This is a genomic window from Bradyrhizobium sp., assembly GCF_035652035.1.
Classification (GTDB): Bacteria; Pseudomonadota; Alphaproteobacteria; order Rhizobiales; family Xanthobacteraceae; genus Bradyrhizobium.
On sequence record NZ_DASREO010000002.1, the window covers coordinates 107,791 to 119,235 of the forward strand.

Here is an 11,445-nt window from a genome sequence, read left to right on the forward strand (position 1 = left end):
AGCACCAGTTACCGATTAACCAGGCCCATCAGATGATCCAGCCGGTCCCGCATCATCTTTTGCAGGTCGAAATCGCCCTTGCCGAAGTCGGCGTTGCGCCGGGCGATGAAGTCATCCTGTTCGCGCTGCATGGCGCGCCCGGCGCGCGGATCGCGCTGCGCCGTCTCGCGGACGACCCTGGTGTTCACGGCGTTGATCTCGCGGTCGAGATTGGCAAGCTCGGGATTGGCGCAGATCGCCTTTTCAACTGGACGCCGCGCGGTCGCGCAATTGAAGCTCGGTCTGTTGTTGACCGCCATCATGGCGCCGATGCGTTCGATCTCAAGCGACAGCGACTTATAGTTGGCCTTGGCCGCCGCATGATTGGGGACAAGCCTGACCGCCGCTCCGAAATCGGCGAGCGCGTGCACACGGTCGCCTATCCTGCGATAGAGTTCGCCTCGCGCATTGAGCACATCCGGCATCGCGGGATCGAGCCTGAGCGCAATGTCGTCGTCGCCGATCGCGCGATCGATGTCGCCCTTGCGGTCGTAGGCGGACGCGCGCGCAATCGCCGCCTTGACGCGATCGGCTTTAGGAGCCTTGTCGTTGCCGATCAGCGCCGCGCAGGAGGCGATGATCCTGTCATCGTCATTGGCCGACAACGCCGCCATGCAGGGCGCGGAATCGATCTGCTCGCCGGTCGGCTCGACGGGAGCTGCGAGCGCCGTGTGCGGCATTGCCGCAAGCCACAACATGACCGCCGCGAGCGTACGGATCGGCATCACAAGCGAAAAACGCATTTGCTGTTCAAGTCACTTTCAGCGTGATGCCGCCGTCGACCACGAGTTCGATGCCGGTGATGTATTTCGATTCGTCGGAGGCGAGAAACAGGGCGGCGTTGGCGACGTCGAAGGCATCGCCCATATGCCCCATCGGCACCTGCGCGTCGCGCGCCCGCCACATCGCCTCCACATCGCCCTTGGCGTAGCTCGCGGCAAGGCCGGCCGAATGCTCAACCATCGGCGTCTTCATCAGCCCCGGCAGGATCGCATTGACGCGAATTTTTTGCGCGGCGAATTCGACCGCCGTGGTGCGCGTCATCTGGTTCATCGCCGCTTTCGTGGTCGCATAGGTGACATAGGAGATGCCAAGATGCCGGATCGAGGCGATCGAGGAAATGTTGATGATCGAACCGCCGCCTTGCGCCACCATGACGGGAATGACGTGCTTCATGGCAAGATAGGCGCTCTTGAGATTGACGGCGAAGACGCGGTCCCAGTCGGCCTCGGTGACATCGACCACGCTGCCGGTTTCGGCAATGCCGACATTGTTGTCGAGCACGTCGATGCAGCCGTAGGCCTTCAGGCACGCCGCCACCATCGCCGCAATATCCTCAGCGCGCGACGCATCGGCGGCAAAGGCCGTCGCCGTGCCGCCCTCGCTTGTGATGATCTCGGCGGTCTCACCGGCCGCCGCCGCATTGCGGTCGACGCAAAAGACCAGCGCGCCCTCACGCGCAAAGGTCACGGCGGTCGCCTTGCCATTGCCCCAGCCCGGCCCAATCGAACCGGCGCCAACCACGATTGCTGTCTTGCCTTGCAGACGTCCCAAAATGCATCTCCGCTTTTCCGGGAGCATTGGCCGGAGCCGCGCCTCCGGTCAACTGTTCAGTCGCGTGCCAAACAACGCCATACCAAGGTCGAAAGTCTGGCACTAGCAACGAGGAGGCTCGCCGCGTAATGTCGCGGCCGCCAACCCGCCCGTGAGAGGCCGGTTTAAGGGAGAACGCGAATATGACTGTTTTTCGAAAGCTTGGATTTGCGCTGGCGACCACGATGCTGTGCGGCGCCGGTGTCAACCATGCCTGCGCCAAGCCGTTCATGATCGTCGGCATCGACGAGAAGGTCACCTGGGATGACGACGGCAAGACCGTGCTTGCCGCGCCCGGCAAGGACTCGGTCCTGATCGTCGATCTCGCCAATCCGGAAACGCCCAAGATCGTCGCCTCGCTGCCGCTGGAGAATTCCGTGGTCGGCCCGCCGGTCAATGTCGACATCGATCCGACCGGCGCGGTTGCGCTCGTTGCCGACTCGGTCGACGTGGTCAAGGACGGCAGTGCGCTCAAGCAGGTTCCGGACAACAAGATCTTCGTCATCGACATGAAGGCCGAACCGCCGAAGCTGGCTGCGACCATCACTGGCGGCAAGCAGCCGTCGGGACTGAATTTCAGCCCGGACGGCAAGATGGCGCTGGTCGCCAATCGCGGCGACAATTCGGTCAGCGTGCTTTCCGTCAACGGCACCGACGTCAAGATCACCGATACCATCACGTTCCCGGACAGCGTCGCGCATGTGATGTTCACGCCGGACGGCAAGCATGCGCTGGCGGTGCGCTTTCCCGCGCACAAGGTCTCGGTGCTGGACGTCAATGGCGACAAGGTGACCTACAACAAGATCGACCTGCCGACCGGCCAATGGCCGTACAACGTCGTCGTCACCCCCAACAGCAAGCTCGCGCTCACCTCCGACAATGGCGGAGCCGGATCGTCCGACGGCAGCGTCGACACGACGAGCGTGATCGACCTCGAGGCCAACCCGCCGCGGATCATCGATCGCGTGGTGGTCGGCGACGGCCCGGAGGGACTGGCGATGTCGCCGAAGGGCAATCTCGCGGTCGCGGCGATCCTGCGCGGCTCCAACATGAAGAAGGCGTTCTTCTACAACAAGAACGGCAGCCTCTCGATCCTGAAGATCGACGGCAAGAAGGTGACCAAGACCCAGGACATCGAGGTCGGCGGATTGCCGGAAGCCGTCGCGTTCACGCCTGATGGTAAATACCTTCTCGCCGGCAACTATCTCGACCAGGACTTTTCGATCCTGAAGGTCGACGGCACCAAGGTCACCGACACCGGCAAGCGCTTCAAGGTGCCAGGTCATCCGGCCTCGGCACGCATGGGGCATTGAGGCAACCGCCGTCATCGCGAGGAGCATTGCGACGAAGCGATCCAGGATCACAAGGAAAACTGGATCGCTTCGCTGCGCTCGCGATGACGTCGTGCCATAGTAATAGCTCGCGTTGCAGTTCTATACAGTTTTCAAACAGCACGTGCATTCGGCCTCATGGTTCGAGACGGTGCTCCGCACCTCCTCACCATGAGGGTTTAGAGCCGCTTGCTTCGACCTCATCCTGAGGAGCATCGCGCAAGCGATGCGTCTCGAAGGATGGGCCGCACCAAGAATCGAGACGACACGAGCTCGCATCCCCGCAGCGGCTTTCCGCCCAGGCTTTACCAAATCGTCGGCCCTCGAAAAAAGAGGGCGCAGGGAATGCCGGGTGATCAGGCTCACCCGCAGCCTCGTGCGCAGAAGTAAAAAGCACACGAGTTAGTCACCACAGGTTCGCCGAACATTCCGGCATTCCCTGCGCGACGGTTTACGACTTACTCCGCGCTCTCTCCGGCGATCGGGCTCTTTGTCACCGTCACCGGCGCAATGCGTCAGCATTGTCGCCAGCTTCACGCCAGCGTCGAGGCGTCAAGACCACACGGCTTCGTCGTCCGTGACAATGCACCCGTCTTGTGCGCTGTCGGCGTCCATCGCATCCCGCGCCCAACGTTCGTGACGATCGCGAAACGCCCCTCTTGATCGGGTGCAGGATGGCGCGAGCTTGTAGAGATGATTTGCCCGACGGGCGAAGCGAAATATTTTTCCGCGAAGGGCTTGTGTGTCTGAGCAAATCAGCTGTGGCGCTTCTGTTGGGAAGTACGGTGCTTGGTTCAAGGCTACGCTTTTATCGGTACGATCAGGTCGCATTTTCGACCCAAACCGGACATTGATTACTTGGTAACCGCGCCCACACTGGCGCAGCGGTCACTCATAGTTGGCAATTCCCAAGCGGCGCCATTCCTTGGCCTCTCCTGAGGCAAGATCAAATCCCATTTCGACCGCGAAGGTGACCTTCGTGATCCCCTGATATTTTGAAACGCGGATAAACGGCGGTGACGTACGTTTCTGCGGTGGTTCCGGATCAAGGCAGGGACTACGAAAGCCATCCGTTGCCAACTCGATATAACCAAAGCGCTCGTCGCGAGCGATGACGCCTTGTTGCACGCGGCTCAAGTCAAGATGCTGAACTTTCCAGGAACTGTCGTCGCCCCAATAACAGCCCCAGACGAAACCAAAATCGCCGACCGGCCATTCGTCATCCGCCGTCCAGTGTTTACCGCCGGGGATAAAGGATTCGTCGAGTACGTCCAGCCAGTCGGGCACGTAGAAACCAACGGGACAGAATCCGTTGCCGTTGGGCCCGCGAGCCTCCTCAGCGATCACCTCCCCGGAGGTCAGGTCCAGAACAGCCGTCGTGGTGTAATCTCGGGAAATCAAAGCAAGTTCGCGGTCTCCTTGACGAAAGGGTTCAAAAGTCTGGAACATCACGTGATTACGCTCATATCGGCAGACCTTTTCCACGTCCCCGGCGGGTGTGTTGCGGCGAAATACATCGACGATGGTCGAGTCTGTTAGCCCCGGTCTGGTTTTCGGCGTGAGCTCGACGAAGTACTTGTCTCGGGGGGGCAGGGCGCGCGGGGACTTCGAAGTCAGTCTCGACCGTCACGTCGCGGATGACAAAACCGCTATTGTGATACTGCTCGGCCCAATTTCGTCCGTTCATCTCTTTAGCCCGAAGCTTCGCGATCTCCGCCTCTGCCTCGAGAACGGTCCGGAACGCCCCGAAATATACATCCTTGTCGCGCCCGGCGTGGACACCGTACACATGATAGACAATGTCGCCACGCATCAGTTGTCCACCCTATAGCGGGTATCGAAAGCCACATCGCCGCGGTTGCCTGTATGTCGGCCCACGCTTCGAGTTCATTACTTAGCTTCACCCCGCTCAAACTCCTGCATCGCCTCGTGACGGGCAAGCAGGCGTTTGGCGGTGGCATAGGCCGGCATTTCGACCAGTGCGCCGTCGAGTTCGACGCGCCCCTGCCCTGAGGCTCGCGCCTGTTCGAACGCTGTGACCAGACGGCGCGCGCGCAGAACTTCATCGTCGCCAGGCGAAAGAATGCCGTTGATGACAGGCGCATGTGCAAGCGCCACGAGGCTCTTTGCGACATAGCCGAGCCGCCGCGCCCAGCGCGTCTCCTGGGCAACGCCCTCGGCATCGCTGAACGTATAGGGACAATCGACCGCGACGACGCCAGCGGCGACGCATTCGACCAGAAAGCGCTGCCGGCAATAAGCGAGTTCGATGCCGTCCGGCCCGCGCTCGGCGCCGAGATCGGCCGCCATGTCTTCGGAGGCCATCAGGCACGCGACCGTTCTTGGGCTCGCCTTGGCGATCAAGGCCGTTTGAACGAGGCCGCGGGCGAATTCGATGTTCGGCAACAGCGCGGTCGAGCCCTCGGGGAGACCATACTCGCGTTCGAACCGGGTCACCGCCTTGTCAAGCCGTGTCACATGAAAGGGTTCGGCGACTTTCGGCAAGCCAACGATGTCGGGCGCCCCGCGCATGACGGCTGCGAGATCATCCATGCCGTCCTGATCGAGCGGATTGACGCGCACGGCAACGACGCGGCCTGCCGCACGCCAGGATGCATAGAGATCGGGAGCGAGCGCGCGCGCCTTGATGCGCAACGCCGGCGGCGTAAAATCCTCCAGCTCCTGGATCAGGACATCGGCGCCGCTTGTCCCCGCCTGGCCCAGCGCCGTTTCATTGGCGCCTTCGACGAAGAGCCAGGACCGGCAAAATCGCGCGGGCCGCAGGCGGCGCATCAGCAATCAGTTCCCGCTCACTGGAAAGTCATATCGATACACTTCGTGATATCCGAGCCGAGGCCGGAAGAGATGGTGATGCAGCCGCGCACCCGCTGCTTGGTGTTGTCGCTGACCCAGATCGAATAGCCGCCGGGCCCGAAAAAGGAGTTGGTATTCGGCGGCTCGGTTTCGGTGGCGTCGAAGGAATATTCGGAATCGTTGTCGAAAACGCGCGGCTTCTTGCTGCAACTGCCGTCAGGCAGCACGTTGATCACTTCCTTGTTGTCTCGCTGCACCACGAGAGTGACCTGACACCGGAAATATTCCGACGTCTTTGTATTGAAGACATAGGCGTAGGACTTGCACGTCGCGGTATTGATCTTGCCAGCCATCAGGCCGCGGCTGCAGGAAATGCGCTGGTTGTTAGAGAGCTTGAAGTCGTCGGCCTGCACCATCGCAGCCGTCGCCAACAACAACGCGGCGCCAAGGCCAATCCTCACAAGGCCAATTTTCACAATGTGGTTCATTCCAAATATCCCTGTCACGTTGCCGCGGCTTGCGCGTTATCGCGGCAAGATAGTCATGAAGTGCAAGGCAGGGAATCACAAAGTCATTGGTAGACTTTGATCTTAGCCTGCCGCTTGTTGACGGCCCGACATCGTTCGTGATTTGTTCAAAGCGAGATGCCGCGAAACGCATGCGGGATAAGGGGGAGGATGCGAGGACATGATGCAATTTTTGAAGAAGACAGCGATGGTCGCGGCGGCATTTGCCGCGCTCTCCGTGCCGGCCCTGGCCCAGCAGGCGACGCCGTGGGAGCTGAAGCCGGACACCGGCTACGCCTATGGCAAGGACGGCAAGACCCTCACCTACAAGATGGGGCCCGACAATGCCGGCGTGCTGCTCAAGGGCGCCAAGAAAGTACCGAAAGGCACGCTGTTCTTCCTCGGACAGAACGGGCAGCTCTATATGCGCAAGGGCCCGTATCTCAACGACGACGGCAGCTTCATGTTCGGAACGAAGTGATGACCTCTCTCCTTCTCCCCTTGCGGGAGAAGGTGCCCTCGCGAAGCGGCTCGATTCGCCACCCTCTCCCGCAAGGGGAGAGGGTACAGACCTTCGTCGCGGAGCCGCTCGTGCCCAATCTCATCTCGCTTTAGCGGTGCGGCTATTGCGACGACGCCGACTGCGGAATGGCTGGATAAAACGCCGCCGCAAGATCCTTCGCACCCGGCAGGTTGCTGTGTGAGTCCATCCGGCTGTCGGTAGCGGCGAATAACTTTGCAACCGTGTTGTAGCGGATCACGACCGAGTTGCGCTCATAACCGCCGCGCTGGAAGAAATTCGAGGTCGGCACCTGCTCGCGCATCGCCTGCGGCATCGTCACCATGTCGAGACCAGTGCCGTCGCCCGACAGATTCATCATCTCGAGCTCGGCAGCCGTGAGCGGGCGATTGAATCCCTTGGCGCGCGCGAAGATCACCGACGTGAGCAGCTTGTGGGTTTGCAGCATCGGTCCGACGTCGATGTCGAGCACCATGGCGTGCAGCGCCCAGCCCTGCGGCGTATCGGCGAGTTTCTGGTGAGCCGACCAGTCGTCCGGCACCGAAAGCGCAAAGGCCACCATTTTCTTCAAGACGGCGAGTTTGCGCTCCATGACCTGACGCTGCGGCCCGGACAGGCTTGCTGCCCTCGTCGTCAATTCCCTGACGAACGTCTGGCCCTGTTCGGCCAACAACTCGATGCTGTTGGTGGTGAGGAGCTGGTTATAACCCACGGCGGTCGAAATCGCGCGCTTGCCGCCATGCTCTATTCCCGACTGCACGTCGTAATTGCCGGTGCCGCCGGTCTCGAACGAATAGACCCGAACCGCCTGTTCGCGCGTCAACCCGGCCGCTTGCGCGTAGCGCGCATAGGCACGCTTGAACTCGATTTCGCTCGCGGGCTTTTGCGGCGCCCATTGGTAGTACTCGTTCGCGGCCTGCAAGAGATCGCTGACCACCGGGATCGCCTTGTGCTCGCGCGGCGGCCGCACTTCCGGCGCTTCCGGCTCGGGATTCACCGGCCGCTTCGGCCCGGTATAGACGGGCGGCTGGGTCAGCACATAATCGTCGAGTGAAATGGCAAGATGTTCACGCCGCTTGGCGTTGCGACCGCGCCGCTTCTCGGCGATGGCGTTCCAATAGGCGCCCGCCTGTTCCTCGAACGCCGCGCGCGCCGCCTGATATTCGCGGAGCAGCCTTTGATATTCCGCGATCGCAAAAGGCGACGCAGCCTGCGCCATGGCGTCGGCAGGCGCAGTCTCTTGCGCATGGACCGGCAGCGCGCTCGACAACAACCCAAGCGCAACGCACCCGGCACTACAACGAATCATTTGAAGGAACATGGCCCGATTCTAAAACACGGAAAGGCCGCGGGGAAACGGCTTTTGTGCCGAGCAAGCCGTATTGTTCGGCCTACTCGGGCTCCACACCGCTCGCCTTGACGAGTTCCGACCATTTCCTTTCGTCCTGGTCGATGAAGTCGGCATATTGTTCCGGCGTGCTCGGCGTGATCTCGGTGCCGTCCAATTCAAGCTGCTTTTTCACCTCATCCGAGGCAAGCGCATCGCGCAGAGCCTTGTTGAGCCGATCGATCACTGCACGCGGCGTACCGGCCGGCGCGACCAACCCGTAGGCCAGCACCGCGTCGAATCCCGGCACGCCAGCTTCGATCATGGTCGGCACATCGGGCAATAATCTGTTGCGCTTGGCGGAGGTCACGGCGAGGGCGCGCAACAGGCCGGCGTTGACGTTGCCCGCAGTGGTGGCGATCGGCGAAAACGACATCGGAATATGCCCGCCCAACAAATCGCTCACGGCCGGTCCGGTCCCTTTATAAGGAATGTGAACGATCTTGATTCCGGTCGCGCGCGCGAAATATTCGCCGGTGATGTGGCCGACGGTGCCGATCCCGGCGGAGCCGAAATTGACCTTGCCCGGATTTTGTTTGGCATAGGCGATCAGCTCAGCCACGGTCTTCACCGCAAAGGACGGATGCACCACCAGCGACGATGGCGCGCTGCCGATCATGCCGATCGCAACAAAATCCTTGCGCGGATCGTAGCCGGCGTTGCGGTAGAGCGAAGGGGCGATCGCGAGCGTGCCGGTATAGCCGACCATCAGCGTGTAACCGTCGGGATCGCTTTTGGCGACAGTCCTGGTGCCGACCGTGCCACCGGCCCCGCCCCTGTTGTCGACCACAATGCCGACACCGAGCAGCTCACTCATCTTGTCGGCGATCACGCGGCCGACGATCGAGGTCGAGCCGCCAGGCGGGAACGGCACCACCATCGTGATGGTGCGGCTCGGATAGGTTTGCGCACGCGCAGCGCCAAGGCTGCCGCCGGGGCCGAGCGTCAGCATCAGCAAGGCGAGCAGCGCGCTTGACCTTCGCATAAGCGAGACCTCCCGAAGCCATGTTGGCGTCATCGTCCTCGAAAGAGCAAGCCTTCGCAAGGCGACCATTCGGTTAGATGGCTTGACTAAGGCCCCTCCCCGATTGATGAAATGGCCGCAATCCGGTCAAAAACCCGCTCCTGCAAAAGCTTTCAGAAATGACGACCGACATGACCGAGGAGACGCTAAAGGCGGACGGCTGGAGCGTCGTCGAGACCAGCGGCTTTCTGAACCTGATCGGCCCGCTGTGGGAACGCGTCATCGACGGCAATCACGAATACGCGATCCTCGCCGTCGACAAGCATCATAACCGCCGCAACCGCGTTCAGGGCGGAGTATTGATGACGCTCGCCGACCGCGCCTCGGGCATGATTGCGCGGATCGTATCCGGCCGGCCGACGCTTGCCACGGTTCAGATGGACGTACACTTCATCGACGCTGGCCAGATCGGCGAGCTTCTGATTGCAAGACCGCGCGTCGTCCGCGTCACGCACACGCTGATCTTCACCACTGCCGAGGTGGTTGCCGACGGCCGCGTCGTCGTCACCGCGAGCGGCGTCTTCAAGATCCTGAAAGACGGCAGCTAGTGTTCGGCCGTCATTCCGGGGCGATGCATAGCAGCGAACCCGGAATCTCGAGATTCCGGGTCTGGTGCTAACGCACCATCCCGGAATGACAACCCAAATCGAAAGGAATGCGCCAGTGGAATATCGTCAGCTCGGCCGCAGCGGCCTGAAAATCTCGCCGATCTGTCTCGGCACCATGATGTTCGGCGGACCGGCCGACGAAGCCAGTTCGAACCGGATCATCGCGAAGGCGCGCGATGCCGGCGTCAACTTCATCGATACGGCCGATGCCTATTCCAATGGCGGCTCGGAGACCGTGGTCGGCCGCGCCATATCCAACAACCGGCCGGGCTGGATCCTGGCGACGAAACTCGCCAATCAGATGGGCGATGACCCTAATCGCGGCGGACTGTCGCGGCGATGGGTGCTGCAGGCCGCCGAGGAAAGCCTGAAGCGGCTCGGCACCGACTACATCGACATCTACTACCTGCACAAGGAAGACCATGCGACGCCGCTCGCCGAGACCGTGCGCGCGATGGGCGAGCTGATCAAGCAAGGCAAGGTGCGCTATTTCGGCGTCTCGAATTATCGCGCCTGGCGCGTCGCCGAAATCTGCAACATTTGCGACGATCTCGGCATCGACCGGCCGATCGTCAGCCAGCCTTATTACAACGCGATGAACCGCATGCCCGAGGTCGAGCATTTTCCGGCCTGCGGCTATTACGGGCTCGGCATCGTGCCTTACAGCCCGCTCGCGCGCGGCGTCCTGACCGGCAAGTACAAGCCGGACGCCGCACCCGACAAGGAGACACGCGCAGGCCGCAGCGACACCCGGATGATGCAGACCGAGTGGCGGCCGGAGTCGCTGCAACTGGCGCAGGAGATCCGTAAGCACGCCGAGGCGCGCGGCATCACCGCCGGGCAGTTTGCGGTGGCATGGGTGCTCAACAGCGCGTTCGTCAACGGCGTGATCGCAGGTCCCCGCACCGAGGAGCAATGGGACGACTACGTGCGCGCGCTCGACTATCGCTTCACCGCTGAAGACGAAGCCCTGATCGACCGGCTCGTCGTCACCGGCCATCCCTCGACGCCCGGCTACAACGATCCGCAATATCCGATCGAGGGGCGAAAGCCGCGCACCTCGTCCCAGACATAATCCGAAACCCTTCGCTCGGAAAATTCTCGCGCCCGGCGGGCAAAGCTTGCCGGGGCGTTAATGGCGGGCGTCCAATTGCCCTTTGATTTCTAAAGGTAATTTATCTGGCCCGCGGTTTGCTTCGTTTTTCCGAAGGGGGTTGTGCCTGTTGAGTGAGTTCCTTCGAAAGGAATGACACATGTCACGACATCACATCATGCCGCCGGCGATCTACACGCCGCCGCCACCGAAGAAGATCGAGAAGAAGAAGCCCCGCATGGCGATCGGCATGCTGAGCGAGCTCGACGAGACGGAAGAGGCGCGCGAGACAGGCGAGACCGGCTCATCGACGCCGGCCAGCAGGCCGTTGCAGCAAAATCTTGCCGAGATTGAAGACGCGAGCAGCAAGCCGTGGCATCCGTCGGGCCGGCTCAGCCAGGCCACGCTATCCGAGCTATTGCGCGTGCAGGAATTGAAGTAGGCGAGCATGCTTTCCTCATCCTGAGGAGCCGCGCGAGCGGCGTCTCGAAGGATGAGATATCGAGGCCTCATGGTTCTCCCGGCGATGC

The 11,445-nt window shown here is 61.6% G+C and carries 12 protein-coding genes; 5 read left to right on the forward strand and 7 right to left on the reverse strand.

The window, feature by feature from the left end:
• Positions 1-8 precede the first annotated feature (8 nt).
• Both VFB05_RS00730 and VFB05_RS00735 read right to left on the reverse strand, forming a co-directional pair.
• Complete coding sequence (locus tag VFB05_RS00730; protein WP_325007681.1) at positions 9-782, reverse strand: hypothetical protein; 774 nt, start codon at positions 780-782, stop codon at positions 9-11.
• Positions 783-789: 7 nt separating this feature from the next.
• Entirely contained in the window at positions 790-1,593 is an 804-nt protein-coding gene (locus VFB05_RS00735; protein WP_325007683.1) for a glucose 1-dehydrogenase, read from the reverse strand.
• A gap of 182 nt (positions 1,594-1,775) precedes the next feature.
• On the opposite strand from VFB05_RS00735, the gene VFB05_RS00740 reads away from it, so the two are divergent.
• On the forward strand, positions 1,776-2,945 hold the full coding sequence (locus tag VFB05_RS00740) for a beta-propeller fold lactonase family protein (protein WP_325007685.1): 1,170 nt from the start codon (positions 1,776-1,778) through the stop codon (positions 2,943-2,945).
• 906 nt (positions 2,946-3,851) lie between these two features.
• Here the strand turns inward: VFB05_RS00740 and VFB05_RS00745 are convergent.
• The 3 genes from VFB05_RS00745 to VFB05_RS00755 all read right to left on the reverse strand — a co-directional run bounded on the left by VFB05_RS00745 (position 3,852) and on the right by VFB05_RS00755 (position 6,265).
• The gene (locus VFB05_RS00745; protein ID WP_325007686.1) at positions 3,852-4,415 is read right to left on the reverse strand and encodes a hypothetical protein; all 564 of its coding nucleotides are present in this window, start codon (positions 4,413-4,415) and stop codon (positions 3,852-3,854) included.
• Positions 4,416-4,853: 438 nt separating this feature from the next.
• Positions 4,854-5,756, reverse strand: a complete 903-nt coding sequence (locus VFB05_RS00750; protein WP_325007688.1) for a CoA ester lyase — start codon at positions 5,754-5,756, stop codon at positions 4,854-4,856.
• Positions 5,757-5,773: 17 nt separating this feature from the next.
• Positions 5,774-6,265 (reverse strand): hypothetical protein, encoded by a 492-nt coding sequence (locus VFB05_RS00755; RefSeq protein WP_325007690.1) that lies wholly within the window; start codon positions 6,263-6,265, stop codon positions 5,774-5,776.
• A 202-nt stretch (positions 6,266-6,467) separates the two neighbouring features.
• Here VFB05_RS00755 and VFB05_RS00760 point away from each other — a divergent pair, with 202 nt between their 5' ends.
• A complete protein-coding gene (locus VFB05_RS00760; protein ID WP_325007750.1) occupies positions 6,468-6,764 on the forward strand; it encodes a hypothetical protein in 297 nt (98 codons plus the stop codon).
• A gap of 142 nt (positions 6,765-6,906) precedes the next feature.
• Here VFB05_RS00760 and VFB05_RS00765 read toward each other — a convergent pair whose 3' ends face one another.
• Entirely contained in the window at positions 6,907-8,124 is a 1,218-nt protein-coding gene (locus VFB05_RS00765; RefSeq protein ID WP_325007692.1) for a hypothetical protein, read from the reverse strand.
• A 70-nt stretch (positions 8,125-8,194) separates the two neighbouring features.
• Positions 8,195-9,175 (reverse strand): tripartite tricarboxylate transporter substrate binding protein, encoded by a 981-nt coding sequence (locus VFB05_RS00770; protein ID WP_325007694.1) that lies wholly within the window; start codon positions 9,173-9,175, stop codon positions 8,195-8,197.
• Positions 9,176-9,333: 158 nt separating this feature from the next.
• Here VFB05_RS00770 and VFB05_RS00775 point away from each other — a divergent pair, with 158 nt between their 5' ends.
• The 3 genes from VFB05_RS00775 to VFB05_RS00785 all read left to right on the forward strand — a co-directional run bounded on the left by VFB05_RS00775 (position 9,334) and on the right by VFB05_RS00785 (position 11,357).
• Positions 9,334-9,762 carry a PaaI family thioesterase gene (locus VFB05_RS00775; RefSeq protein WP_325007697.1) on the forward strand — a complete coding sequence of 143 codons (429 nt, stop codon included), beginning with the start codon at positions 9,334-9,336 and terminating at the stop codon, positions 9,760-9,762.
• 115 nt (positions 9,763-9,877) lie between these two features.
• Positions 9,878-10,897 carry an aldo/keto reductase gene (locus VFB05_RS00780; RefSeq protein ID WP_325007699.1) on the forward strand — a complete coding sequence of 340 codons (1,020 nt, stop codon included), beginning with the start codon at positions 9,878-9,880 and terminating at the stop codon, positions 10,895-10,897.
• A gap of 178 nt (positions 10,898-11,075) precedes the next feature.
• On the forward strand, positions 11,076-11,357 hold the full coding sequence (locus tag VFB05_RS00785; protein WP_325007701.1) for a hypothetical protein: 282 nt from the start codon (positions 11,076-11,078) through the stop codon (positions 11,355-11,357).
• Positions 11,358-11,445: the final 88 nt, after the last annotated feature.

Excerpts from the sequence above, each read along its gene's own strand:
- VFB05_RS00765 (WP_325007692.1), bottom strand. The coding sequence starts at position 8,124 with ATGTTCCTTCAAATGATTCGTTGTAGTGCCGGGTGCGTTGCGCTTGGG.
- VFB05_RS00760 (WP_325007750.1), top strand. The coding sequence starts at position 6,468 with ATGCAATTTTTGAAGAAGACAGCGATGGTCGCGGCGGCATTTGCCGCG.
- VFB05_RS00785 (WP_325007701.1), top strand. The coding sequence starts at position 11,076 with ATGTCACGACATCACATCATGCCGCCGGCGATCTACACGCCGCCGCCA.
- VFB05_RS00750 (WP_325007688.1), bottom strand. The coding sequence starts at position 5,756 with ATGCGCCGCCTGCGGCCCGCGCGATTTTGCCGGTCCTGGCTCTTCGTC.
- VFB05_RS00770 (WP_325007694.1), bottom strand. The coding sequence starts at position 9,175 with ATGCGAAGGTCAAGCGCGCTGCTCGCCTTGCTGATGCTGACGCTCGGC.
- VFB05_RS00740 (WP_325007685.1), top strand. The coding sequence starts at position 1,776 with ATGACTGTTTTTCGAAAGCTTGGATTTGCGCTGGCGACCACGATGCTG.
- VFB05_RS00755 (WP_325007690.1), bottom strand. The coding sequence starts at position 6,265 with ATGAACCACATTGTGAAAATTGGCCTTGTGAGGATTGGCCTTGGCGCC.
- VFB05_RS00775 (WP_325007697.1), top strand. The coding sequence starts at position 9,334 with ATGACGACCGACATGACCGAGGAGACGCTAAAGGCGGACGGCTGGAGC.
- VFB05_RS00730 (WP_325007681.1), bottom strand. The coding sequence starts at position 782 with ATGCGTTTTTCGCTTGTGATGCCGATCCGTACGCTCGCGGCGGTCATG.